Source organism: Marinobacter sp. B-12 (assembly GCF_056857915.1).
Genome location: NZ_JBSXOB010000054.1, coordinates 37,251 through 62,750, shown reverse-complemented (window position 1 = coordinate 62,750; position 25,500 = coordinate 37,251). Strand labels below are relative to the sequence as shown.

At 58.1% G+C, this 25,500-nt stretch carries 27 protein-coding genes; 17 read left to right on the top strand and 10 right to left on the bottom strand.

Going from position 1 to position 25,500, the window contains the following annotated elements:
* Positions 1–7 precede the first annotated feature (7 nt).
* The 8 genes from AC13D2_RS10690 to AC13D2_RS10655 all read right to left on the bottom strand — a co-directional run bounded on the left by AC13D2_RS10690 (position 8) and on the right by AC13D2_RS10655 (position 9,781).
* Entirely contained in the window at positions 8–1,123 is a 1,116-nt protein-coding gene (locus AC13D2_RS10690) for an ABC transporter ATP-binding protein (protein WP_482938579.1), read from the bottom strand.
* A gap of 6 nt (positions 1,124–1,129) precedes the next feature.
* Complete coding sequence (locus AC13D2_RS10685) at positions 1,130–1,999, bottom strand: carbohydrate ABC transporter permease (RefSeq protein ID WP_300495130.1); 870 nt, start codon at positions 1,997–1,999, stop codon at positions 1,130–1,132.
* Positions 1,992–2,918 carry a carbohydrate ABC transporter permease gene (locus tag AC13D2_RS10680; protein WP_482938578.1) on the bottom strand — a complete coding sequence of 309 codons (927 nt, stop codon included), beginning with the start codon at positions 2,916–2,918 and terminating at the stop codon, positions 1,992–1,994. The genes AC13D2_RS10685 and AC13D2_RS10680 overlap by 8 nt, the downstream gene beginning before the upstream one ends.
* A 54-nt stretch (positions 2,919–2,972) precedes the next feature.
* Positions 2,973–4,232, bottom strand: a complete 1,260-nt coding sequence (locus AC13D2_RS10675; RefSeq protein WP_420389423.1) for an ABC transporter substrate-binding protein — start codon at positions 4,230–4,232, stop codon at positions 2,973–2,975.
* 98 nt (positions 4,233–4,330) lie between these two features.
* Positions 4,331–5,710 (bottom strand): carbohydrate porin, encoded by a 1,380-nt coding sequence (locus tag AC13D2_RS10670; RefSeq protein WP_482938577.1) that lies wholly within the window; start codon positions 5,708–5,710, stop codon positions 4,331–4,333.
* Between the two features lie 110 nt (positions 5,711–5,820).
* The gene (locus tag AC13D2_RS10665) at positions 5,821–7,290 is read right to left on the bottom strand and encodes an ATP-binding protein (protein ID WP_300495134.1); all 1,470 of its coding nucleotides are present in this window, start codon (positions 7,288–7,290) and stop codon (positions 5,821–5,823) included.
* Positions 7,277–7,993, bottom strand: a complete 717-nt coding sequence (locus tag AC13D2_RS10660) for a response regulator (RefSeq protein WP_292046619.1) — start codon at positions 7,991–7,993, stop codon at positions 7,277–7,279. The genes AC13D2_RS10665 and AC13D2_RS10660 overlap by 14 nt, the downstream gene beginning before the upstream one ends.
* Positions 7,994–8,092: 99 nt before the next feature.
* The gene (locus AC13D2_RS10655) at positions 8,093–9,781 is read right to left on the bottom strand and encodes an HAD family hydrolase (RefSeq protein WP_292046620.1); all 1,689 of its coding nucleotides are present in this window, start codon (positions 9,779–9,781) and stop codon (positions 8,093–8,095) included.
* A gap of 337 nt (positions 9,782–10,118) precedes the next feature.
* Between AC13D2_RS10655 and AC13D2_RS10650 the strand changes: the two genes are divergently transcribed.
* The 13 genes from AC13D2_RS10650 to apbC all read left to right on the top strand — a co-directional run bounded on the left by AC13D2_RS10650 (position 10,119) and on the right by apbC (position 20,785).
* Positions 10,119–11,486 carry an ABC transporter substrate-binding protein gene (locus AC13D2_RS10650; RefSeq protein ID WP_292046621.1) on the top strand — a complete coding sequence of 456 codons (1,368 nt, stop codon included), beginning with the start codon at positions 10,119–10,121 and terminating at the stop codon, positions 11,484–11,486.
* 219 nt (positions 11,487–11,705) lie between these two features.
* Positions 11,706–12,485, top strand: a complete 780-nt coding sequence (locus AC13D2_RS10645) for an ABC transporter permease (RefSeq protein ID WP_292046753.1) — start codon at positions 11,706–11,708, stop codon at positions 12,483–12,485.
* Positions 12,482–13,360 (top strand): ABC transporter ATP-binding protein, encoded by an 879-nt coding sequence (locus tag AC13D2_RS10640; protein ID WP_292046622.1) that lies wholly within the window; start codon positions 12,482–12,484, stop codon positions 13,358–13,360. Before AC13D2_RS10645 ends, AC13D2_RS10640 begins: the two co-directional genes overlap by 4 nt.
* 71 nt (positions 13,361–13,431) lie before the next feature.
* Complete coding sequence (locus tag AC13D2_RS10635) at positions 13,432–14,175, top strand: GntR family transcriptional regulator (RefSeq protein ID WP_292046624.1); 744 nt, start codon at positions 13,432–13,434, stop codon at positions 14,173–14,175.
* Between the two features lie 9 nt (positions 14,176–14,184).
* Positions 14,185–15,918 carry a fumarate reductase/succinate dehydrogenase flavoprotein subunit gene (locus AC13D2_RS10630; RefSeq protein ID WP_292046626.1) on the top strand — a complete coding sequence of 578 codons (1,734 nt, stop codon included), beginning with the start codon at positions 14,185–14,187 and terminating at the stop codon, positions 15,916–15,918.
* A 71-nt stretch (positions 15,919–15,989) separates the two neighbouring features.
* Positions 15,990–16,223 (top strand): 4Fe-4S dicluster domain-containing protein, encoded by a 234-nt coding sequence (locus AC13D2_RS10625; RefSeq protein ID WP_023012262.1) that lies wholly within the window; start codon positions 15,990–15,992, stop codon positions 16,221–16,223.
* 8 nt (positions 16,224–16,231) lie between these two features.
* Positions 16,232–17,191, top strand: a complete 960-nt coding sequence (locus AC13D2_RS10620; RefSeq protein ID WP_292046628.1) for a HEAT repeat domain-containing protein — start codon at positions 16,232–16,234, stop codon at positions 17,189–17,191.
* 67 nt (positions 17,192–17,258) lie between these two features.
* On the top strand, positions 17,259–17,582 hold the full coding sequence (fdxA, locus tag AC13D2_RS10615; protein WP_292046630.1) for a ferredoxin FdxA: 324 nt from the start codon (positions 17,259–17,261) through the stop codon (positions 17,580–17,582).
* A 3-nt stretch (positions 17,583–17,585) separates the two neighbouring features.
* Positions 17,586–17,762: a hypothetical protein gene (locus AC13D2_RS10610; protein WP_292046632.1), complete on the top strand. Its 177-nt coding sequence runs from the start codon at positions 17,586–17,588 to the stop codon at positions 17,760–17,762.
* Positions 17,755–18,066, top strand: coding sequence for a DUF971 domain-containing protein (locus tag AC13D2_RS10605; RefSeq protein ID WP_292046634.1), 312 nt, complete (start codon positions 17,755–17,757; stop codon positions 18,064–18,066). The genes AC13D2_RS10610 and AC13D2_RS10605 overlap by 8 nt, the downstream gene beginning before the upstream one ends.
* Entirely contained in the window at positions 18,063–19,070 is a 1,008-nt protein-coding gene (locus AC13D2_RS10600; protein WP_292046637.1) for a YeiH family protein, read from the top strand. Before AC13D2_RS10605 ends, AC13D2_RS10600 begins: the two co-directional genes overlap by 4 nt.
* A gap of 36 nt (positions 19,071–19,106) precedes the next feature.
* On the top strand, positions 19,107–19,883 hold the full coding sequence (locus AC13D2_RS10595; RefSeq protein ID WP_292046638.1) for a ferredoxin--NADP reductase: 777 nt from the start codon (positions 19,107–19,109) through the stop codon (positions 19,881–19,883).
* Between the two features lie 14 nt (positions 19,884–19,897).
* Complete coding sequence (gene apbC, locus AC13D2_RS10590; RefSeq protein WP_421911319.1) at positions 19,898–20,785, top strand: iron-sulfur cluster carrier protein ApbC; 888 nt, start codon at positions 19,898–19,900, stop codon at positions 20,783–20,785.
* A 19-nt stretch (positions 20,786–20,804) separates the two neighbouring features.
* Here the strand turns inward: apbC and AC13D2_RS10585 are convergent, their stop codons facing one another.
* Positions 20,805–21,392: a DUF2845 domain-containing protein gene (locus tag AC13D2_RS10585; protein WP_292046640.1), complete on the bottom strand. Its 588-nt coding sequence runs from the start codon at positions 21,390–21,392 to the stop codon at positions 20,805–20,807.
* Between the two features lie 200 nt (positions 21,393–21,592).
* Between AC13D2_RS10585 and thpD the strand changes: the two genes are divergently transcribed.
* From thpD to rrtA, 4 genes are all read left to right on the top strand, one after another.
* Positions 21,593–22,507 carry an ectoine hydroxylase gene (gene thpD / locus AC13D2_RS10580; RefSeq protein ID WP_420389428.1) on the top strand — a complete coding sequence of 305 codons (915 nt, stop codon included), beginning with the start codon at positions 21,593–21,595 and terminating at the stop codon, positions 22,505–22,507.
* A gap of 42 nt (positions 22,508–22,549) precedes the next feature.
* Positions 22,550–23,002: a Cd(II)/Pb(II)-responsive transcriptional regulator gene (cadR, locus tag AC13D2_RS10575; protein ID WP_300495163.1), complete on the top strand. Its 453-nt coding sequence runs from the start codon at positions 22,550–22,552 to the stop codon at positions 23,000–23,002.
* A gap of 80 nt (positions 23,003–23,082) precedes the next feature.
* The gene (locus AC13D2_RS10570) at positions 23,083–23,733 is read left to right on the top strand and encodes a cation efflux transmembrane domain-containing protein (RefSeq protein ID WP_482938576.1); all 651 of its coding nucleotides are present in this window, start codon (positions 23,083–23,085) and stop codon (positions 23,731–23,733) included.
* Between the two features lie 147 nt (positions 23,734–23,880).
* Positions 23,881–24,468, top strand: a complete 588-nt coding sequence (rrtA, locus tag AC13D2_RS10565) for a rhombosortase (RefSeq protein ID WP_292046643.1) — start codon at positions 23,881–23,883, stop codon at positions 24,466–24,468.
* On the opposite strand, the gene AC13D2_RS10560 is transcribed toward rrtA, so the two are convergent.
* Positions 24,458–25,378 carry an AEC family transporter gene (locus AC13D2_RS10560; protein ID WP_292046644.1) on the bottom strand — a complete coding sequence of 307 codons (921 nt, stop codon included), beginning with the start codon at positions 25,376–25,378 and terminating at the stop codon, positions 24,458–24,460. The genes rrtA and AC13D2_RS10560 overlap by 11 nt on opposite strands.
* Positions 25,379–25,500 lie beyond the last annotated feature (122 nt).

Here is a 25,500-nt window from a genome sequence, read left to right as displayed (position 1 = left end):
GTGGCGACTATGGGCGAATGCGCTTCTCGCTGTCGGGATCGAAAAACACGACCTTTCTCATGTCGAACATCAGCTCTGCCTCTTCCCCCCAGTTCACCGGGTGTTCCGCGTCCAGTCGGCACTGCACATCAACATTATTGAGGCGAATAACGGCGAGGATGTCCGGCCCGGTGGGTTCAGTCACTTCCACCGTAAAACGGGCTTCGGCCACCATCTCGCTATCCCTTTTCTGTTCGTCCGGCTGGCTTATATGCTCCGGGCGGATACCCAGCACCACCTGTTTACCGACCCAACCCTGCAGGTAATCCGGCACTGGCAGGGCAAGCTTCCGACCATCGCTGCCCTCAACGTTAACCACCAGACCCGGCCCTTCCTGCTCTACCGTCACGTTAATAAAACTCATGGACGGCGAGCCCATAAAACCGGCGACAAACAGGTTTTCCGGGGTGTCGTAGACTTCCTTCGGTGTACCCAGTTGCTGCAGTTCGCCGTCTTTAAGCACCGCTATCCGGTCCGCCAGGGTCATGGCTTCGATCTGGTCGTGGGTGACGTACACGATGGTGGTTTTCAGACGCTGATGCAGCTTTTTGATTTCGGTGCGCATTTCCACCCGCAGCTTGGCGTCCAGGTTGGACAGCGGCTCGTCGAACAGATAAATCTTCGGCTTGCGAGCCAGCGCGCGCCCCATGGCGACCCGCTGTTGCTGACCGCCTGAAAGCCGCGCCGGTTTCTTGTCCAGCAACGCGGAAATCTGCAGCAGATCGGCGACCCGCTCCACTTCCTGCTGGATCTCGTCTTTTGGCATACCACGGATTTTCAGGCCGAAGGCAATGTTCTCGCGCACCGACATCGTGGGGTACAGCGCGTAGGACTGGAACACCATGGCGATGTCCCGGACCTTCGGCTCCATGGTGGATATATCCTTGCCTTCCACCACAATCGACCCACCGGTAATAGACTCCAGGCCGGCGATGCTGTTCATCAGTGTTGACTTGCCGCAACCCGAGGGCCCGACCAGGGTCAGGAACTCACCGGAGGCGATGTCAATGTTGATACCTTTGAGAGTCTCATCGAGAGCCCCAGGATAGGTTTTGCGGATGTCCCGCAGTTCAAGTTGTGACATGTTGTTTTACCCTTTAACCGAGCCGGCCGTCAGGCCGCGTATAAAGTACTTTCCGGCCACGATATAGACCACCAGCGTTGGCAGGGCGGCAATCATGGCGGCGGCCATATCCACGTTGTATTCCTTCACCCCGGTACTGGTGTTCACCAGGTTATTCAGGGCGACCGTTATCGGCTGACTGTCGCCACTGGCGAACACCACGCCAAACAGGAAATCGTTCCAGATCTGGGTGAACTGCCAGATCAGCGACACCATGAAGATGGGAGTGGACATGGGCAGAAAGATGCGGAAGAAGATGGTGAAAAAGCCGGCGCCGTCGAGCCGGGCTGCCTTTACCAAAGCGTCGGGAATGGCCACGTAATAGTTGCGGAAAAACAGCGTGGTGAAGGCCACCCCGTAGATCACGTGGACCAGTACCAATCCAGCGGTGGTATTGGCCATGCCCAGCTTGCCCAGAGTAGCTGCCATGGGCAGCAGCACCACCTGAAACGGCACAAAACAGCCGAAGAGCAACATGCCGAACAACAAGTCTGAGCCCTTGAATTTCCACTTCGACAGCACGTAACCGTTAAAGGCGCCCAGCAAGGTGGAAATCATCACCGCCGGCACCGTCATCTTGAACGAGTTCCAGAAATAGCCTTTTACGCCTTCACACTGCACACCGGTACAAGCCTCGGACCAGGCCTTGGTCCAACCGATGGTTGTCCAGTCGGTGGGCAGTGCCAGCAGGTTGCCGGACCGGATATCCATGGGCGTCTTGAAACTGGTGATCAACATCACGATCAACGGAACCAGATACACCAGGCAGGCCAGGAGCAGCACCCCATAGATGGCGATGCGGCTGGGACGAAAGCCGGTACGAACTATATCAGTCATGGCGTTTCTCCCTCAGTTCGGAATACAAGTAGGGCACCAGCAACGCGAGGATGGCCCCCAGCATCAGCATGGCGCTGGCAGAACCCAGCCCCATCTGGCCACGGGTAAAGGTATGGGCGTACATGAACACCGCCGGCAGATCGGTGGAATAGCCTGGACCACCCGCCGTCATGGCCATTACCAGGTCAAAACTCTTGATGGCGATGTGGGCCAGTACCATCACAGAGCTGAAAAACACCGGCCGCAGGGACGGCAGGATGATCTTCCAGTAGATCACCGGCAGGCTGGCGCCATCCACCCGAGCAGCACGGATAATCGACGAGTCGACGCCCCGCAGCCCGGCCAGAAACAGCGCCATAACAAAGCCGGAAGCCTGCCAGACTGCAGCCATCACGATGGTGTAGATGGCAAAGTCGGAGTTCACCAACCAGTCGAAGCTGAAGGACGTCCAGCCCCAGTCGTGCATCAGTTTTTCCAGACCCAGGCGAGGGTTAAGAATCCAGCGCCATACGGTGCCGGTGACAATCATGGACAGTGCCATGGGGTAGAGATAAATCGTTCGGATCGCGCCTTCCTGGCGGATACGCTGATCCAGGAATATCGCCAGCACCACACCGATCAACAGGCAGATGCCGATAAAGAGCCCACCAAAGATCGCCAGATTCCATGAAGCGACGATCCAGCGCTCGCTCTCCATCAGCTTGGCGTATTGCTCAAGGCCAACGAAATTGTAACTGGGCAGGAAGCTGGAATTGGTAAATGACAGCACGCCCGTCCATAGCATGTAGCCATAGATCCCGATACCAACCAGCAGGAAGGTCGGGGCCACCACCAATTTTGGTAACCAGCGCTGCAGGCCATCCATCAGGCCAGACAATGCCCTGGCCACCCCGGCGGGGCGACGTTGAGTGTGTTCCATGAGGAATCCCCTGAAGAAACCCGAAGGCCGCCCACCGGGCGGCCTGATACGGCATTACATGGCGGACTGGATGGCGGCTGCCAGCTGGTCCGTGGTTTTTGCCGGGTCCGGGTTGTTGGAGTTTACGAAGTTGGTGACCACATCGAAGATCTGGCCCTGGATGTAGCTGGTGGTAGCCAGCCCGTGGGAGAAGCTCGGAACCAGACCACCATCGTCGGCACTGGACTTGAAGGTTTCCATCGATGCCTGGGCACAGGTATCGAAATCACTCATGTCCATGTCGGTACGAACCGGGATTGAGCCCTTGTTCTGGTTGAACAGGGTCTGGAACTCCGGTTCCAGAATGGTTCGGGCGAGGTCCTTCTGGGCCTTGATGTCTTCCTCCTCGGACAGCGTGAACATCGCAAACGAGTCCACGTTGAAGGTGAACTGCCCGGTTGTGCCCGGAGCGGGCGCACACACGTAATCCTCTCCCGGCGTCAGGCCTGCGGCGGTGAATTCGCCCTTGGCCCAGTCGCCCATGATCTGCATGGCCGCCTCACCGCGAATCACCATGCCAGTGGCGGTGTTCCAGTCACGGCCCGCCGCATCATCATCGACATAACTCATGACCCTGGCAAACTGTGCGAAGACTTCTTCCATTTTGGCGCTGTTGATCACATCCATGTCGTGGTCGACAAACGCCTTGCGGTAATCATCGGGGCCAAGCTCGGCAAGTGCCACGGCATCGAAAACGGTTGCGTCCTGCCACGGCTGGCCACCATGCGCCAGGGGAATATACCCCTCGGCCTTGAGCTTGTCGGCCACTTCGAAGAACTCGTCCAATGTGGTGGGCACCTCGACACCGACATCCTTCATGACCTCCGGGTTGACCCACAGCCAGTTTACCCGGTGTACGTTAACCGGCACGGCCACGTACTCGCCTTCATACTTCATAACGTCGGAAATCATCGGAGGTATAAGCTGATCCCAATTCTCAGCGTCAGCGACGCTGTCCAGGCTGGTCAGAAACCCCAGTTCCGCCCATTCACGAATGTCCAGGCCTTTGATCTGAGCCGCGGCGGGCGGGTTGCCAGAGACGGCGCGGGTTTTAAGGACGGTCATGGCGGCTTCACCACCGCCACCGGCCACCGCAAAGTCCTTCCAGGTGTGGCCCTGCTCTTCCATCATTTTCTTGAGGGCGGCCGCAGCGCGCGCTTCACCGCCAGCGGTCCACCAGTGGAGAACCTCGACTTCGCCGGCCTGAACGGCCGCTGTTGGCATCAGGGCGGCGGAGACCGCCAGGGCCGTAAGATGACGCTTGAACGATTTCATATAATGACTCCTTATTCTTGTCGTGGAGACGTTTGTCAGGCTCAGAACCAGACTTCCATCTGGGTACCAAAGGTCCATTGGCTGCCGCCAAAGTCTTCCTATCCCAGGGCATCGCCGCCGTCGTAGCGGTTCTGCTCATCGTCCCAGGTGGAGTAGCTGGCGAAGACACGGATTTCCGGGCGGTTCCAGAAGCCGCCGACCTGAGGTTTGAACGTCGGTGCGATAGTAAAGCGGGCGTAGTCGCCTTCCACGTCACCACGACCTTCATAGCCTTCGGTTTGAAGGTCCATCACCTGCCAGGAGGCTTCGTACTGCATCTCAAAGTTGGCGCCCAGTTCGTTGGCCAGGCGGGTGTCAAAGGTCAGCCATTGGTACTCGTCCCCTTCTACATAACGGTCCTTGCTGGTTTCCGCCATGATTGCCGGGGCGATTCGCCAACTGTCGCCCAGTCGAGTGGTACCGTAGGCCGCTATTCGGGTGCTGACGGCATCTTCGTGCAGATTGCCATCGGCGCCGATGTTCTTGACCTCAGCACCCAGACCCTGGCCGTGAAGCAACGCCACTTTGAAGCTGCCCGCGGAGACCCCGAAAAAGCTGTCGCCGTGGTACGCCAGCATGGTTTGCACACCGCTGTCGGCCGCCTCCATAACACCCCCGACAACACGCTCATCGTTGTCTGCGGCAGACATACCGTTGATCAGCCACTGCACGCTGCCAAAATAGTTATTGGCGGTAAGGATCAGGTTATCGGTGTCCGAGGTGCCGTCCGTGGTGTTGAGGTCGGACGGGAAGTCCAGGAAGCTGCGCCCGTATAGAGAGAAGTTGGACGTCACCGACTCGCTGAAGGTTACGTCGTAGATACCGGCGCCGGTGCCTCCGAGAAAGACGATATCGCTGTCGAGCCAGTGGATGTTGAAATCCAGGTCGCGGTCAAATCGCTTACCGGCCCAGATCGAAGCGTCCTCAAAGATACCCGTGAAGCTGGCCAGGTTACTGAACTGGACATAGGCCTGACGCACGCTCAGGGAGCCATCATCGGCAGTCCAGTCGTTGCTGGAGGTTGTAGCATCGGCAATCATCAAGCGGTAATGGGCCCTGGTGCCGTTATCCGCCACCGTTTTGTAATTGAGGATGGCCTCAAGGTAGGTGTCCGGTTCATTCCCCAACCGGCCCACAGCACCGCCAACGGAACCGGCGGGGGTCAGGTAGGGGCTGCCAGGGGCACTTTTGCCATCGCTGTTTAGCAGCAGTCCGGAACGAGCGTAGGTGTTGAAGGAGAAGCCCTGTTCGCCCCGGGCATGGGGCTCCACCTCCGCCAACTGTGCTTCCAGGGCGGCCAAGCGCTCTTCAACACTTTCCTGGGCATGAGCCTGACTGACAAGCAACCCCAATGAGACCACGCGTACAGCAACGGTCAGCAGGCGAACTGGCTTGGTGCCCACGGTCGGGGCAGAACAATACATACTACTGGTATTCATCTTGACTCCTTGTTTTTGTTGTATTGGCAACATTGGAGTCTATGGCAATACCCGAAACAGGAACGTATCAAACTGAAAGACCGATGTAACACGGTTGTTACATAACGCTGTCAGTGGCGGGGAAGCGTGAGCGTCACGTCCAGGCCGCCACCGGACCAGTTCGCGATCCTGAGATCCCCACCATGGGTTTGGGCAATGTTACGGGCGATCCCGAGCCCCAGTCCGTGCCCCCGTCGATGCTCCTGGCCGAGTCGATAATAGGGCTCAAAAATTCGATCCAACTCCGCCTCGGGAATGCCAGGCCCGTGATCCCGGACATGGATGGTTAGCTGCTCGGAGGAATCTTCCACGCAGATAGTCGCCTTGTCCCCATACTTGATGGCATTGTCCACCAGATTGCCAAGACAACGCTTCAGGGCCAGCGGTTTACCACGGTAGGCAGTGCAGGCGCCTTCCACAACAACACTGGGATTCTCACCCATGTACGCTTCCGCCATTCGGCGCAACATAGTATCTATATCCACCAGTTCCACATTCTCGTGAATATCGGTGTCCTTCATGCCTTGCAGAGCCCCTTTCACCAGCAGTTCGAGTTCCTGAAGATCGCTTTCGAAGCGTTCACGAATCTCGGCATCATCAATAAGATCGGCTCGCAGGCGCAGCCTCGTTATCGGCGTTTTCAGATCATGAGAAATCGCACGGAACAGTTGGTCCCTGTCGCTGATGTAGCTTTGCAGGCGACGATGCATGGTGTTGAAGCCGCGAGTAACCGCAATGATCTCGGCGCTACCCTGCTCCCGCAACGGCGGCTGATGCTCGTCCAATGGCAGGTCCCGCGCTGCCCTGGCCAGCTTGTGTAGAGGCCGGGTCTGGCGACGCACCAACCAGGCCAGCACCGGGAACAGAACGCCAATCATCACCAGGATAAACACTATCTGCTGGCCGGGAATGCTTTCATCATCCAGCGAGACATAGGGCGCAGGCAGTAATGAGGCCAGGTACAGCCATTCATCCTTGGCAACTTCCACCTGAGTGACCAGTACCGGCGGTTTTATGGGCCCAAGGGTAAGCGCATAGTGGGCCCAGGATTCCGGTAACGCGTCGAGGGGCAACTGGGTATTGAGGATGCGCAGGTCGTCCGGGTGCACAAACTCAACGTGCAGATTGATTGATTTGCCCAGACGACTCTTGAGCACCGACACCACTTCGTCCATCACAAGCTGTTTGCGCTCGCTGTCTGGCAGGGCACGCATTTCAATACGCTTGTTGTTGAGCGAGACAAAAAACCGCGAGCCGCCCATGTCCCTCAACTGGTCCAGCACAATATGCCGGTACTGTAACGGTAGCGACTTGAAGAACAGTGTGGTGGCAGCCGTTGAAGAAGCGAGATTGCGAGTGGTATTGACCAGACCCTCCACCTGTTGGGCGCGGAATGTGCCTACCCAGATCACGCTGGAGGCGACCTGGGCAACGCCCATTGCCAGCAGAGTCAGCAGCAGAATGCGCCCGAGAAGCGACGATGGCACCAGGCGCCAGACCTTGCGGCCGGTTTCCAGGGCCCCCACGTTATTCTGTGCCATGGGTCACCGTTGCCGCCAGCAGGTAGCCCATTCCACGCACAGTCTTGATAAGACGGGGATTGCGCCCCTGGTCCCCCAAACGCTGACGAAGCCGGCTGACGGCCACGTCCACCACCCGGTCCAGCGGCATGGACTCCCGCCCGCGGGTAACGCCGGAAATGGTGTCACGGTCCAGGACTTCGTTGGGGTGTGCCAGGAATAGTTGCAACAACGAAAAATCCGCGCCGGACAACGGCGTGGCTTCTCCCTGGTCCGAGACAAGCTCATGGGCCTGGGTGTCCAGCCGCCAGCGATCGAAGCACACGAACCGGGGATTGTCCGCACGATTGAACCCGGATCGTCGCAACAGTGCCTTGACCCTGGCCTGCAATTCCCGGGCGCTGAAGGGCTTGGCCAGGTAGTCGTCGGCACCAATTTCAAGGCCGACTACACGGTCGGTTTCGTCCGAACTCGCGGTCAGCATGATGATCGGCACTTGCGAGTGCTCGCGAATTTCCCGGCACAGCGTAAAACCATCATCGCCCGGCAACATGACATCAAGAACAATGAGATCGACCCGCGACTCTGACAGAGTGCGGCGCATGCTGTCGCCTTCGGCTGCGGTCATGACATCGTAACCGACACGAGACAGGTGCTCATGCAACAATTCACGGATTGCCAGGTCGTCGTCGACAACCAGAATCGATGTTTTTACATCAGACATTCATAAGCCTTTATTGTTATTCGTACGAGCTAAAAAGCAGGACAGCATGGTATCAAATACTTAACACTGCGCCTCTATCCTCCCGCCTCAGTAAACAGATTACGGCGGGCCGATTTCGCAGGCCAGCACCAGCGCCCAGAATTCCGAAAAGTCATTGACCACCACATCCGGCTTGTCCGGATGTTTGTGAGTGCCCGGAAAAATCCGGTTCAACCAGGGCAAATCCCACTGCGCACCGTTGAAAAACACCGCCGTCATGCCCGCGCGCTTGGCGGCAATGACGTCAGTGGTGCTGTCACCCACGTACCAGACACTGGGGTCCGGCGGGTAATCCAGCTTCTGCACGGCGAGATAAAGCTGGTCCGGGTGAGGTTTTCTCAGCGGCGTATCGTCACCGCATACATCCACATCGAACAGGTGCGTCCATCCGGTGTCTTCCACGGCAGCCAGTTCATGCTCAAAGAACTCCCTGTCCCGGTTGGTAATCACACCCACCTGAATACCAATGCGACGAAGCCCCTCAAGAACGGCCTGCACTTTTGGCTCAAAGGCTTTAACCGTTCCAAAATGCTCGCGGTAGTGACGATTGAATGCTTTGTGGGCAATCTGTTTGGCCTCCTGGTCGTCACCAAACAACACTTCGAAAATATCAGTACGAGAGATTTTTCGGTCGGCCCGAACCTTGGGGTGCAGTTTCGCAAACTCACGCACATAGGCCACAAGCCGGGCATCTTCCGGGGTCTTGCTGTCTTCCGGTGCCAGCATACGGCTGACCAGGCCCAGTTCCTCAAATTCCGGGAACATATCGTCCACCGCGTGGTACATGGCGTCCAGGGTATCCACCAACGTGGCGTGCCAGTCGAACAACACCACCGAAGGGCGGATCAGGCTGACAACGGCAGGATGCCAGTCAGGCTCAATACGGGGCTGTGGCGGTTCCGGGCGGGGGTATGGCCGTGGCCTGACTTCTGCGGGCGGCGCCCGAAAAGCATCAGGCTGTTGACGCTCCAGCAGCGCCAGCAGATCAATGAGGTCTTCGAAGCTGTCCAGAATGGCCGCCGGTGCATCGCGATAACTGAACCAGCTGTCAATCCGACCCGACTCCCAGCAAGCGCCGTTGTAAAACACACCCGACACCCCGGCACGATTGGCCGTGAGCATATCCACGTAGCTGTCCCCCACATACCAGGCCCGCCCGTCGAGCGGCAGTCCCAGCTTCTCCAGCACACGGGTAATCACCTCCGGATCGGGCTTGTACTCAGTGACATCGTCCGCACAGACGGTGACATCGAACAGGTTGCGCCAACGCCCCTCGTCCACCATGTTCAGCTCCTTGTCCAGGAACTCCCGGTTGCGGTTGGTGGACACCGCCAGCCGGATACCCATTTCCTTCAGCGCCGACAGGTACTCATAGGCGCCCTGCTGGAAAGGCCGCACCTTGCCGAAATACTTACGGTAACAGTCGTTGTAGGCGTTGTGGGCGATGAGCTTTGCGTCTTTGTCATCGTCAAAGATGGCATTGAAGATATCCGTACGGGACACCCGCCGTTCCGCCAGAATGCGCGGATGCAAACGCCGAAATATCCGTATATAACGCACCAGGCGGGCATCGTCAGACGTGCGACATTTGTCTTCTGGCAACAGCCGATCCACCAGGCCCAGATCCTCCAACTGCGGCAGCATCTCTTCCATGGCGCTGAACATGGCGTCGTGCGTATCCACCAGCGTGCCATGCCAGTCGAACATCAACACAGACGGAGCGAGCAGTCCATCGCTGAATCGGGCCATCGCCATTCCTCCAGACGTTTATGAATCTCTTGCAGTAAAAACCATTTCCAACCACGACACAAAACCACGTCGCGATTGAGCAAAACTTGCACTACTTGTTATAGCACTCCGAAATCGCTTTGCGCCGTCGTGGAACCGCCAAAACACCTTCGCACCAAACACGGGCGCACCCTCATCGTTCAATTTTCCATCAATTCCCGCAGATCAAATTTATTAAGTGCAATAAAAACATAGTGTTCCAAGCTGTCTTCCGCTTTCTGGCACAGCAGGTGCAACACCTACAGCAGGGATCATGACCTGTTAGTACAAGTGCAACGAAACGGGAAGGAAAAAAACGATGAGAGATTCAAGAACCCTTGCAACCATAACCCTCTGTGGATCGCTGGCGTTATCTGTATCTGCCGGCGCAGTCTCCGCAGAAACCATTCGCGTCGGCATCGGCCATCAGAGCATGGTGACCAACACCGTCTCCGGCGGCATTGTGCTGGAGAAACTGGGCCTGCTGGAAAAACACCTGCCCACCACAGGCAAATACGAGGATGTGGACTACGACATCGTCTACCGGGATTACGACTCTGGACCACCCATCACCAATCAGATGCTGGCCGGCAAGCTGGAATTCGGCGTGATGGGAGACTACCCCCTGATCGTCAACGGCGCCAAGTTCCAGGAAACGGGGAAACAGGAAACCCGATTTATTGCCGTGACCGGCTACAACCTAAGAGGCACGGGTAACGGCATTGTGGTGCCCATCAGTTCCGACGTTCAAAGCCTCGCAGACCTCGAAGGCAAAACCCTGTCTGTACCGGTAGGCAGCGCGGCCTGGGGGATGACCCTGAAGGCGCTGAGCGAAGCCGGCCTGAGCGACAAGGTCCAGATTGTCAATCAGAGCCCCGCCGTTGGTGCCGCCAACATTCAGGCCGGGCGCATTGATGCCCATGCGGACTTCTGCCCCTGGTCGGAAATCATGGAGTTCCGCGCCACGGGTCGCAAAATCTATGACGGCAGTGAGGCGGAGATTCCCACCTTCCACGGCATCGTGGTTCGCGAGAGCTACGCTGAGCAGTACCCCGAGGTTGTAGAAGGTGTGCTCAAGGCCACCCTCGAGGCCCAGAAGTGGATCCAGGAAAATCCCATGGAAGCGGCTGTAAAAGTGGCCGATTGGACCGGTGTGGAGAAGGAAGTCCTCTACCTCTACTTCAGCAAAGGTGGGATTACCACAGCCGAAGCCAGCATCAAGGATGAATGGGTCGATGCCATGAAGTACGACCTGGATTTGTTGAAGCGGGAAGTTGGCGTGCCGGATCTGGATTTCGACCGCTGGGTGGACGACACCTATCTACGTGCTGCCTACCAGGCCATGGACCTGGACTACGACGCCCTGGTCAACTCTGTGGTGGTCACACAACCCAACAATCCGGACTTCAAACCCGCCGAAATCTGGTTTGAAAACAAAGGCATCGTTACCTACGACTCCGTAGCCGAAATGCTGACCGCGATGGAAGCCTCTGGCGACGCCATCAATGCCACCTACGTCTACGACAACCTTACCGGGCTAAAACTCTTCGGCAAGGCCGCCTACCTGGTGCGCGGCGACGATGGAGAGGTGGTTGCTTTCCTCAAGAAGGCTGACTCCGAGCAGCATATCGCAAATCACGGCGGTACCCCGGTTGTTCCGGGCAATGCTCTCGCCATGGCCCACTGAGCCTCTGTTGCGCAGGCCCGGCCACGGCGTCTGCGCACTCCGGCCCGAGGAGTGACTAGGATGGACAGCAAAAGTAACGCTGCAATCAGGACCGATCCAGTAGCCGCCGAGCCCTCGCATCAGGCGAGCTCTGGCCCCTCGACCGCGCGGGGATCGATACCGGTATTACCCATGGCGCAGCAGGCCGGCAACCAATCACGTCTGCCGGCCAGGGTGTGGATGAAAACCACCGGAACTCGGTATCTCGTGCGCACACTGGCGCTGGTCGCCGCCGTCGTGCTCTGGCAACTGGCGTCTACCAACGGTTTTCATTTTTACATCAACTTCGACAACATTCCCGCACCTTCCGTGGTTGGCGCAGCGCTGGTTTCGGAGCTAACGGGGCAGGAGTTTTACCTTCACATTCTCCACAGCCTTCAGCGGGTCGCTATTGCTTACGTGTTGGCGGTTGTCTTTGGCGTCGTACTGGGCGTGGCCATGGGGCGTTCACGCTGGGCGGAGGACATCATCCTCCCCTACATCGAACTACTGCGTCCCATACCCGCCGTGGCCTGGATTCCATTGGCGATCCTGATGCTGCCGACCGAGCAGTCCAGTATCATTTTCATCACCTTTCTGGGTGCGCTGTTCCCGGTAGTGCTGAACACCGTTCATGGTGTGGAGCAAACCAACAGTGTACTCATTCGGGCGGCCCGCAGCCTGGGAGCCAGCAAAACAGCCATTCTCTGGCACGTGGTCCTGCCCGGCGCAATGCCGTCCATTGTCGCCGGTCTCGCAATCGGTATGGGCGTAGCCTGGTTCTCGCTTCTGGCCGGGGAAATCATCAGCGGCCAGTACGGTATTGGCTACTACACCTGGAACTCCTACACCCTGATCCAGTATCCCCAGATCATCATCGGCATGCTGACAATCGGCGGGCTTGGCACCCTTTGCACGCTGCTCGTGCGCTATTCCTGTAATCCACTGCTGAAGTGGCAAGCGAAAGGAGGCCGATCATGAGCGATGCCCCTGTCAGTAACAACCGTCTCGCGGTACTTGATCACAGCCGCTTGCGTGCCAAAACCGGAAAAGACGGAAGCGAACGAGGCCGCATTTCGGTGCGCGACGTAGACATCGTGTTCGACACCGTCAGCGGCCCCCACGTGGCAGTCCAGCAGGCCAACCTTACGGTTCGGCCGGGGGAATTTGTCTGCCTTCTGGGTCCCTCCGGCTGTGGCAAATCCACGCTGATGAACGCTATCGCCGGCTTTGTCGAGCCGAAATGCGGCGAGGTCCAGGTTGACGGCACCTCAGTGACCGAACCTGGGCCGGATCGGGGCATGGTGTTCCAGCAACACTCCCTGTTTCCCTGGAAAACAGTGCAGGAAAACGTTGCTTTCGGCCCGCTAATGGCGGGTGTCGGAAACAACGAAGCCAACAGCGTTGCCCGCACATTCCTCTCTCTTGTAGGGCTGGCCGCCTTTGCGAATGCCTATCCCAACACCCTGTCCGGTGGCATGCAGCAACGTGTTGGTATCGCTCGCGCGCTGGCCAACTACCCCAGCGTGCTGCTGATGGACGAACCGTTTGGTGCGCTGGACGCCCAGACCCGAATCATGATGCAGGAGAACCTGCTGGACATCTGGGGCGAATTCCACAACACCGTGGTGTTCGTCACCCACGATATCGATGAGGCCGTGTTCCTGTCCGACCGGATCGTCGTGATGAGTGCAAGCCCGGGCAAAATCATTGCAGATATCGACGTAAGGCTCCCCAGACCAAGGGAACAGTCCCTGCTGACCAGTCCCGACTTCATGGCGCTGAAGCGCCAGTGCCTCGACCTGATTCGAAAGGAAACACTCAATGCCTTCCAGCAACAGAACAAGGCGGGGTGAATCATGTACCAGCTCAGCCTCAACACGCCCAAACTCGCCATAACTTGTCATAACAAGGGGGAGTGTACGCCATGCCCAATGTAACCCAGTTAATGGCGGGGCACTCGCCATTACCTCTGTACGTTCAGATTCGTGACAGCCTGCGCCGGCAGATTCTTGATGGTCATTTCGAGGTGCATGCGCGACTGCCGTCGGAAAACGACATGATGAACACCTTTGGTGTCAGCCGGATCACCATTCGCCAAGCCCTCAGGGATCTTCACAACGAGGGGCTGGTGTTCAGCGCCCAGGGCAAGGGCACGTTCGTCAGCAAACCCAAGGCGGTACAAAACGTCCAGCGGCTGGAGGGTTTTGGTGAGGCCATGGCGGCCCAGGGCTACGAGGCCTCGGCCCGTGTGCTCAGCATCCAGCAGATGAAGGCACCCAAAGCGGTCGCTGCCGCACTGGACCTGCAACCCGGCGACGAGACCGTCGAGGTCAAGCGGGTGAGATACCTCAACCGTTCCCCCGTTTGCATAGAGAACAGCTACTTCCCAATGGATGTGGGCCGCCAGATGTTCAGCCTGGACCTTTCCGGCGACATCTTCCCCATGCTGGAGAACCTGTTCGACATTCCTCTGGGCGGAGCCGACATCAGCCTGGACGCCATCCTGGCAGACAACGAAACCCAGCAATACCTCAACCTGAAAGCTGGCGAAGCCATCTTGCGAGTGGAACGACTGACCCACAACCGGGACGGCCGCCCCATCGACTTCGAATACCTCTGCTATCGCGGCGATTCATTCAAATATCAATTCCGGATAGACCGGAAATAGGAGCGCACCATGAAAATAAATGACATCCCTGTGATCGAAACCGACGTTCTGGTGATTGGCGGCGGCACTGCCGGCCCGATGGCGGCGGTCACCGCCAAGGAGCAGGACCCCGGCCTGAACGTCATGTTGCTCGAGAAAGCCAATGTCAAACGTTCCGGCGCCATCTCCATGGGCATGGACGGCCTCAACAACGCCGTTGTGCCCGGCCACGCCACTCCCGAGCAGTACGTGAAGGAAATCACCATCGCCAACGACGGCATTGTCCACCAACCCGCACTGATGGCCTATGCCACGCGATCGTTCCCGATGATAGAGAAGCTCGATAGCTGGGGCGTGCATTTTCAGAAAGACGAAACCGGCGACTACGACATGAAGAAGGTCCACCACCTAGGTACTTATGTACTGCCGATGCCGGAGGGTCACAACGTCAAGAAGATCCTCTATCGTCGCCTGCGCCGTAACCGGGTACAGATCGAGAACCGCTACACGGCTACGCGTCTGTTGAAAGACCCGGACGGCAAGATCGCCGGCATGATCGGAGTGAACACACGCACGGCGGAACCCATCATCATTCGCGCCAAAGCCGTGATCATGGCTACCGGTGCCGCTGGCCGCCTGGGCCTGCCAACGTCCGGTTACCTGTTCGGCACCTATGAAAACCCGGCCAACAACGGTGATGGACACGCCATGGCCTATCACGCCGGCGCGGACCTGGCAAACCTGGAATGTTTCCAGGTAAACCCGTTGCTCAAGGACTACAACGGCCCGGCTTGTGCCTATGTGACCGGCCCACTGGGGGGCTTCACCGCCAACGCCTTTGGCGAGCGCTTTATCGAGTGCGATTACTGGTCCGGCCAGATGATGCTGGAGTTCTTCAAGGAGCTGGAATCCGGCACCGGCCCGGTGTTCCTGAAACTGGACCACCTGGCTGAAGAAACCATCCAGGAAATTGAGACTGTTCTGCACACCAACGAACGCCCCACCCGCGGCCGCTTCCACGAAGGCCGAGACGTGAACTACCGCCAGCGCATGGTGGAAATGCACATCTCCGAAGTGGGCTTTTGCTCCGGCCACTCCGCTTCCGGCGTCTGGACCGATGAAACCGGCGCCACCACCGTGCCCGGCCTTTACTGCGCTGGCGACATGGCCAGCGTGGCCCATAACTACATGCTGGGCGCCTTCGTTTACGGACAGATTTGCGGTGAAAGCGCCGTTGAATTCGTGAAATCACGAAGCGAACCAGAACTCGACGAGGACTTCATCATCCGGGAACTGGAGCGTATCCAGGCACCTATGAAACGAGCTGACGGTATTCCTCCAGAGCAGATGGAGTACAAAGTGCGCCGCCTGGTGAACGATTACCTGCAGCCACCCAAGGTGACCAAGAAAATGGAAATCGGCCTGGAGCGGATTCTCGCGGTACGCGAGGATGTGCCTCAGCTCTGCGCCCGGGATCCCCATGAACTGCTAAGAGCCATGGAAGTGCAATCCATCATCGACTGCGCCGAAATGGCGGCCCGCGCCTCTCTCTACCGCACCGAATCCCGGTGGGGGCTCTACCACTACCGCGTGGACTTTCCGGATCAGGACGACGGTGAATGGTTCTACCACAGCCGCCTGTTCAAAGACGAAGACGGCCAGATGGCCAGCGGCAAACGCCCCATTGCGGACTACCTGGTGTCGCTCGGTGAAGAAAAAGACGCCTACCGCAAGATGCGGGTCCAGAAAGCGGCTAACGAATAACGCAACTCTGCGGACGCCTCCTGGAAGGCTTCCCCTGACAAAGAATTTTCTGACGAGAGAGGAAGACCGACATGCCTATCGCCAATCACCACTCAAGCGTTCCCGTCATTGTTGACGAGGACAAATGCATTGCCGACAAGGGCTGCACCGTGTGCATCGACGTGTGTCCGCTGGACGTGCTGTGGATCAACGAGGAAACCGGCAAGGCCCACATGAAATACGACGAATGCTGGTACTGCATGCCCTGCGAGGCGGACTGCCCCACGGACGCCGTGACCGTCAACATTCCCTACCTGCTGCGCTGAGGTAAGCCATGAAAACCTACGACGATCCCGAACTACAGGCCATTGCCGTAAAACTCACTTCTGAGGATCCCGGTATACGACGTGTCGCCGTCATGGACCTGGTGGATTCCGGTGAGCCGGAAGCCGTTGAACTGGTCATCCAGGCCCTGAATGACCCGGACACCAACGTGCGCCAGGAAGCCGCCAAGGTAGTGGATGAATTCGAAGCGGCTGACATGGCGGACGCCCTGATTGCGGCCCTCAGTGATAACGATGAAGTGGTACGCAACAGTGCCGCCCACGCACTGGCCGATCTGAAAGACCCGGCTGCCGCCGCGCCATTGCTGGAAGCTCTGGAATCCAGCACTGACGGATTTGTGGTGTCGGGAATCCTTCGGGCCCTAAAGCCTCTGCGGAACCCGGGCTCCCAGCGGCCTGCCTTGAAGAGGCTCGGCGATGAGGATCCACGTGTTCGCCGTGAGGCCGTGGCCGTCATCGGCTGGTTGAAACAGCCGGAGAACCTGCCCGCCCTTGTGGAAACCGCCCAGCATGACAAAGACCCGGAGGTACGCCGTGCAGCCACCGGTGCGCTGGTCTACGCCAGCCCGCAACAGGTAGGACAGGCGCTGATTGCTCTGCTCAAAGACGAGCACTGGCAGGTGCGCTGCGAGGCCGCCAACAGCATCGGCAAACTGGATCATCAGGAAGCGGTACAGGCCCTGATGGAGTCCACCAGGGACGAACTATGGCAGGTCCGTGAAAAGGCGGTGGACGCCCTCGGCAAGTTGGGCTCAACAGATGCCATCCCAGTATTGGGAGAATGCTCAAAAGACGCCATGAGCAACCTGCGCAAGGCCGCCATCGGTGCCCTCGGCACCATCGCCCACAGTGATGGACGCCCTTTCGTGGTGACCGCTCTCGACGATCCCGACCCGGATGTGCGCAAGCTGGCCCGCTGGGCCATCTCGAAACTGGACGCTGCGGCCTGAGATGCCGGCCAGCCTGTTCCGCACCAGGCTGGCCCGGCATCCGCCAACGACCCGAGAGGAGAACGCCATGACCTTTGTTATTACCGAAAACTGCATCCGTTGCAAATACACAGACTGTGTCGATGTGTGTCCCACGGACTGCTTTCACGAAGGCCCCAACTTTCTGGTGATCAATCCGGAAACTTGCATCGACTGCAGCCTATGCGTCACCGAGTGCCCGGCCGATGCCATTTTCGATGAAAACGACCTGCCGGAGGATCAGCGCCACTTTATCCAGTTGAACGCCGACTTGGCTCAGATATGGCCGGTCATCGACTCGACGTCCGCGCCGCTACCGGAAGCTGAGGAGTGGGTCGACCGTCCCGATAAAATGCAATTCCTGGAGCGCTGAGCCATGCCTCAACTTGTCATAACGAGTTGTTTTCGGGCGTTATCGTTTGCCCTGGTGGTCCTGTCCGCCGCCGCTCTGGGCAGCACTCGCCCAATGGAATTGCCTGATCGCCATGTTCCGCTGCCGGAGGCGCCGGAACTGGTGATCCCGTCCACACAGGTAGGAGGCCCCCATGCCTAACCAAACCTTGGTTGCTCCCCCCAAAGAAGTTCGCCTGAAGCGCAAACTCAACGCGCTGGAACTGAGCTGGCACGATGGCCTGTCCACGCGGCTGAGTTGCTTGATGCTGAGAAAGTCCTGCGCCTGCTCACACTGCACGCAGGCAAAACGCTCTGGCCGACTTAGCCTGATTGACGCCGACATCAGTGTCGAACGTGTGGAACTGTCTGGCGTCAGTGGTCTCCAGTTCTTTTTCAGCGATGGCCATTACCGGGGGCTTTATCCCTGGGCTTTCCTGCGTGAACTGAGCGAGCAAGTGTCATGAACCAGACCCTTCGCGCCCTGGACACCCGTTGGTGGGCTCCAGCACGGCTGCGCTATCCCGGAACGGCCCTGTGTGTCGTGCTGGCACTGGCTGGTAGCTTCCTGGCGGAGCATTACGGGGCTCCAGCGCTGGTGCTGGTCCTGCTGCTGGGCTTTGGTTTTGCCAGCCAGGCAGCGGATACCCGATTGCGACCAGGTGTGGAGTTCTGCAGCCGGCAGGTTCTCCGCGTGGGCATTGCCCTACTCGGTGCACGAATCGGCGTGGAACAACTGATGGCCGTCGGCAGCCTGCCGTTGCTGGTGGTCCTGACCTGTACGCCCATTATCATCAGCTCCGCGCTTTTGCTCGGACATTGGCTTGGCCTGCCCCGGTTGCAAAGCCTGGTGGCCGGTGTGGCGGTCGCAATCTGCGGTGTGTCCGCTGCCATCGCCGTTGCCGCCGTTATCCCCCAGGGCAAGCTGGAAGACAGACGACTGCTGGGTGTCGTGGTGGGTGTCACCGCTCTCGGCACCATTAGCATGTTAGCGTTGCCGCCGCTGTTCAGTCTCTTGGGGTACAGCGATCCACAAACGGGCCTGTTGCTGGGTGCGAGTATCCATGACGTGGCGCAGGCCGCAGGAGCTGGGTACCTGGTATCCGATACTGCCGGCGACATTGCCACGCTCACCAAACTGTTACGGGTTGCCCTGCTGGCGCCGCTGGTTCTGCTACTGGGGGCTCTGCTTAACCGCAATAGTGCCGGCAAGGCAGAACATCCCTGGTTCTTACTGGGCTTTGTGGTTCTGTTCGGTATGAACAGCCTGGGCTGGCTTGCCAACGACTTTCGTCACGCCCTGACCACAACTTCCCAGGCTTGCCTACTGGTAACCATGGCGGCCCTTGGGATGCGCACCAGCCTGTCATCGCTGATCGCTCAGGGCTGGAAACCCTTTGCATTGCTGGCCCTGCTCAGTGCCCTGCTTGTTCTTACGGCCATGACTTCCCTGGCCACTTACTCACTTTAACCACGTTTACATCTGGCCAAAACGGAGGACTACCCCATGGCTGCACTTGGAACCGAAAACGTCATCAGCGTCCATCACTGGAACGATACCCTGTTCAGTTTCAGGACTACCCGGGACCAGAGCCTGCGCTTTGAAAACGGCCATTTCGTCATGATCGGCCTGCCAGTGGAAGGCAAACCCCTGCTGCGCGCCTACAGCATTGTCAGTGCCAACCATGAAGAATACCTGGAATTTCTCAGCATCAAGGTACCGGACGGCCCTCTGACTTCACGCTTGCAGCACATCCAGAAAGGCGACTCGCTGTTTGTCAGCCGCAAGCCGGTGGGCACCCTGATCATGCACGACCTCAACCCTGGCAAAAACCTCTACCTGCTCGGCACCGGCACTGGCCTGGCACCGTTCATGAGCATTATCCGCGACCCGGAAACCTATGATCGTTTCGACAAAGTGGTGTTGGTGCATTGCGTTCGCGAAGTCAGCGAGTTGGCGTATCATGACTACCTGACCAGCGAACTGCCCGGCCATGAATTCCTGGCGGAAATCATTGGTGACAAGCTGATCTACTACCCCACGGTTACCCGCGAACCCTTCCGTAATGAGGGTCGCATTACTACCCTGATTGAGTCTGGCCAGCTGGCCAGTGACACCGGCCTGCCGCAACTGAACGCGGACCATGATCGGGTCATGCTTTGTGGCAGTCCCGCCATGCTGAAAGACCTATCCACCATGCTCGACAATCAGGGATTCAAAGCCTCACCCCAGCAGGGTGAACCAGGCGACTACGTCATTGAACGCGCGTTCGTGGAACAATAACCGGAGGTATCATTATGTCTAGTCCAGTGTCGTACTTGCCCGCGCATCAGCAGAAACGGCAGCCCCCGGAGCAGAGGTCAGTTCCCGGCGTGAAACACCTGATCGCCGTCGCGTCCGGTAAAGGCGGCGTCGGCAAATCAACAACCGCCGCCAACCTTGCTCTCGCGCTCGCCACCGGTGGTGCCCGCGTGGGCATATTGGACGCGGACCTGTACGGTCCCAGCCAGCCCCGCATGCTGGGCCTGAAAGGCATGCCCGACAGCCTGGATGGCAAGGTCCTCGAACCCATGATTGGCCATGGCATCCAAACCATGTCTATCGGCTTTCTGGTGGATGACGAGTCCCCCATCATTTGGCGTGGCCCGATGATCACCCAGGCGCTGACCCGCCTGATGTATGAGACACACTGGAACAACCTGGACTACCTGATAGTGGATATGCCACCGGGCACCGGTGATATCCACTTGACTATGGCCCAGCGTATGCCGGTCTCGGGTGCGGTAATTGTTACAACACCCCAGGACATTGCACTGCTGGATGCTCGCAAAGGTCTGAGCATGTTCGAGAAAGTGAATATTCCCGTGCTCGGTATCATCGAAAACATGAGCACTCACGTCTGCTCCGAGTGTGGCCACGAGGAGCACATCTTCGGCGAAGGCGGGGCAAAGAGAATGGCGAAGGAATCCGGCACCGAACTTCTGGGCGAACTGCCATTGGATATCCGCATCCGCACCGGCTCGGATTCGGGTCGGCCTATTGTGGTCAGCGACCCCGGAGGCCCCCTCGCAACTGCTTACGGGGTGATAGCAGAACGGATTAGCCGCAAGATCAAGCTAGTCGCCAGCCCTGTCGGGGACGGCGAGACGAATGAGCCGGCCATGCCCAGGATCTTTGTGGAGTGAAGCGCCGGGCACCAACGCGTCACTGGGGCTTCTTCGTGGTTCTCACCTGAATGACCCGACCGTTGCGCAACTTCACGATGCGTCGAAACTGGGTCTTTCCGGTCTCGTACAGCCATTCTTCCACTGGTACCAGTTGATCGGCACGGTAATGACCGGGGGCCGTGGATCCACGGCCAACGGATTCCCAGGTTACTCTGCGGGAAAGCGGCTCGCCACAGTAGGCCACCATCTCGAACTCGCTGAGCCCGCTTTGCAGCCGCGCCGGAGAACAGTCACCGGCACTGTCGCCGGCAAAGCCATAGCCCAGGCTGTGCTCATGCCGGAGCTTTCCGTTCCTGAACTCAAGGCGGCGGATAAATCCCTGTGGGCCGGGGTTGTAGTACCAATGCTCGACTTCGCCAACAATACCGATTCCGGGAACGGTGGCCGTGGGATAGGTCGCTACGTAATCCGGCGCACCGCAGCGCTCTTCAACCTCTACCGGCCAGTCGCCAACATCCACCAACGACGAGCCGCAGCGAAAAGCGCCATGGGCTGCACCCGGCAGAGCGACTATCCCCGGGAACACCAAAAACATCAGCACTTTCATCGAACAAAACACGCGCATACCTTTGCCCTCCCAAAAGGCGCCTAGCCTTCCATACTAGAAGGATGGCAACGTCATGGGCACCCGGAAATCGTAAAAAGCACGTAAACGTCAATGCTAACGCCCCTAAACCACCGGCCATGGTTCAACCACTACCGGGTTGAAAACCGTCATTTCACCTATAGGTCTTGCGGTGTCGATGCAATATAAGGAGGACACTTATGTCGCGCCCACAAGACCTGTTTCCAACACGCCTTGAACGCAAACTGGGCATGTTTGAGCGACTGGATCCTGTGGTACATACCCCTTCGGAGCGCCTGTCAGACGGCCCACTGTCCGCCAGACAGGTGCGAGAATTCGATGAGAGGGGGTTTCTGTTTTTTGATTCCTTTTTCTCCAAGGACGAGATGGACGGATTTATCAAAGAGCTTAAAGACTATGAGGACGATGACGACCTCAAGCTCTCCGAGGGCACCATTCTTGAGCCCGGAAAGGAGGAGATCCGATCCATCTTCGGCATTCACGACATCTCGGAACGCTTTGACCGGCTGACCCGTGACGCGCATTTGCTCGACATCGTGCGCCAGTTGCTGGACAGCGACGTTTATATCCACCAATCGCGGATCAACTACAAACCCGGCTTCAAAGGCAAGGGATTCAACTGGCACTCCGATTTTGAAACCTGGCACAGCGAGGATGGCATGCCACGTATGCGCAGCCTCAGTTGCTCCATCGTGATGACCGACAACAACGAGTTCAATGGCCCGTTGATGCTGATCCCGGGTTCCCAGAAGTACTTCATTCCCTGTGTCGGTCGCACACCGGAGGATAACTACAAGAAATCCCTCAAGAGTCAGGATCTCGGTGTTCCAGACGCCGCCAGTCTGACCCGCCTGATGGACGAGAACGCTATTGAGGCGCCCAAGGGACCACCCGGTTCACTGATCATCTTTGAGTGCAACACACTGCATGGTTCCAACGTGAATATGTCGTGCTGGCCGCGGAGCAACCTGTTTTTCGTTTACAACAGCGTTCACAATACTCTGGAAGAGCCTTATTGTGGCAACAAACCACGGCCTGAATTCCTGGCCAACCGGAAGAACCTGGAACCGCTGAAGCCGGTCAGGAACCCGTAACGGCCCTGGCACACTTGGCGGACAAACGGCAGGCGAGCAACCATGAAAATTGGCGAAATCTCGAAAACCACAGGCATTCCGGTAGAAACCATTCGCTATTACGAAAAAATCGGGCTGGTGCCAGCTCCCGACCGCCTGGCCAGCGGCTATCGCCAATACCGGCAAAGCCACCTTGATCGCCTGCTGTTCATCAAACGTTGCCGCAATCTGGATATGGCACAGGATGAAATCCGCGAACTGATACGGCTGGCCGACCAGCCAGACGCTGATTGCAGCGAAGTCGACGCTCTGCTGGCCCGCCATCTCAGCCATGTAAGGGAGCGTCTTCAGGAACTGGCCAATCTGGAAGACACCCTACAACAACTTCAACATGCCTGCTCCGAAGGCCGCACTGTCAGCGAGTGCGGTATCCTCGGCGGACTGACTTCGGAGCCGGCCCATGAAGCGTCCTCCGGCAACCACAACCATATTCCCGGCACTCACGGCACTCGCTGAACACCCTTTTCGCGACGCGGTTTGACTCTGTAGTAGCTACAGGGTTTTTAATGAATACAGTCTCACATAAGGAGGTATTCATGGCCTGCAGTAGCTGCTCCGCCCCCAACCCAAAATCCCCCGCGCCAGGCTTTAGAAAAGCGTTGTGGATTGCACTTTGGGTCAACCTTGCAATGTTTTTAGTGGAAGGCATTGCCAGCCTTCAGTCCGGGTCGGTGTCGTTGATGGCCGATGCTATCGACTTCTTTGGCGACAGTGCCAACTACGTCCTGTCCCTGACCGTTCTTTCCATGGGCATGCTTTGGCGCGGCCGGGCTGCCCTGGTGAAAGGCATTACGATGGCCGCGTTCGGTGTCATCGTGCTCGCCCGGGCCATCTGGGTACTTCAGAGTGGCATGACACCGGAGCCTCTGACCATGGGGGTCGTAGGCCTTGTGGCACTGGTGGCAAACGTCATCGTGGCACTGATACTGTTCCGCTACCGGGACGGTGATTCTGACATGCGCTCGGTGTGGCTGTGCAGCCGCAACGACGCCATTAGCAACGTCGCCGTGATGGGCGCAGCGCTGGGGGTGTTCGGCACCGGTACCGCCTGGCCCGACCTGGCCGTGGCGACGGTGATGGGTGGTCTGGCCATTACGGCGGGGGTCAGCGTGGTGCGCCATGCCCGCAAGGACATCGACGGCGCAAAACAGGCGTCAGCCCATCCCGTCAGCCCGGAAGTCCGATAAGTCGTACTGGGGGTGGTTATAGACGCGACAACCTGTATAAACTTGAAGCGCATTGAACATCCCTGTTTGGTTCATCAGAGGGGATTGCACAAAATCCAATCAATTCGCAAACAGGGCACCAGGCGTTATGCGTGACGTCGTGTATTTATGACCAACACACTAGTGTCACAACTATCCCCTTACTGGCCAAGATTCACGGTGCTGGCAGCGCTTCTGGTGGCTGCTTTCCTGTTGCCGGCAAGCACTCTGGAATGGTCTCGTGAGGGCATTCCTGAAGGCGAGTACTGGCGACTGCTGACCGGCCACTGGGTTCACCTCGGTCTGAACCACCTGCTACTCAACCTGGCAGGACTCCTGGTAACCGGCCTGTTGTTCACAAGGCACCCGCCCCTGCCGAGCTGGATAAGCTACCTGATTCTCTCGCCTCTCGCCATCTCTTCAGGCCTGTTTCTGGCAGCGCCCGAGCTTGACTGGTATCGAGGCTTTTCAGGCTGCCTGCACGGGCTCCTGGTGTTTACGGCGCTCTATAATATAAGAGCAGAGACACGCTGGAGCCTCATCATTCTCGGATTCCTCCTGATAAAGCTGGCAACAGAAGTGTTTCTTTATCCGGCTGTTGGAGAAAACCCTTTGGTCGGTGGCCGAGTCATCGTCCAGTCCCACTGGCTTGGTGCACTTGCCGGCTTGGCAGCCGGCCTGCTTACCCTGTCTCGAGCGCCCCGGGTTACGGCATAACCAGGGCCACCATCACCGGTATAAACAGCAGGGCAAACAAGGTGCTTAGCAGAGCGGTGCCAGCGGCCTGTTTTGGTGCGGTGTCCAGCAGCGTGGCGATCACCACGGTATTGGCAGCAATGGGTGTTATGGAGATCAGGAAAACCGCCTGGTAGACGGCCAGGTTGTAGATACCGAAGAAACGGGCATCCAGCCACCACAGCACGATGGCCGCCAGCGGCCAGGACACAAACTTGCCGAAGAACGCCAGGCCGGTAAAGCGCAGGTTGCCCGCCAGCCCGCGAAAACTGAGAATTCCCATTCCAATAATCATCATGCCAAGGACGCTATAGGCACCGCGAAGGTTGTCGAAAAGCGGCGTAAAAACGTCCGGGATGGAGAATCCGTTCAGGTTCAGCACAACCGCCAACATGAATGCGTAGACCGAAGGCAGCCGCGCCACCCTGACCAAAGAGTCCTTGAGGCTGTATCGACCCCGGGCAGCCAGATAAAAGCCCACGGAATTCTCGAACAACGTCGTACCCAGCATGCACACGATATAAAGCGCCAGCCCCTCCTGGCCAAACAGCAGCAATGCCACCGGTATGCCAAAATAACCGGTATTGCCCGTGCCCACCGACAACGGAATAAGACTGGCGCTGCCGTCCGAAATAATCCCGCGAGCAATCCTCATGTGGGCAAAACCAAGTACCGAGCACAGCGTAAAAACCAGTAATGGCAACAGGATCACTTGCATCGACAGTGGTGCCGCCATAACGCCGGAAAACACCACAGAGGGTGTGACGATGTAGAGCATGATACCGGCGATGTGTTTACCGCTGGCCTGGAGATAACGCCCGGCAACCCAACCCAGGGCAACCGTGATATACAGGGGGAGCAGTTTATAGAACAGTGCGAGGGCAGCGGCCATGCTGACTCCGGTAGAGGGCAAGAAAGGCACCGAGTTTAACACCAGCAGGAATATTGATTCAGCCGCTAAGACAAACTGGTTTAATTTATTTTGCATGTATCTATCCAGATGCCAAACTCCGA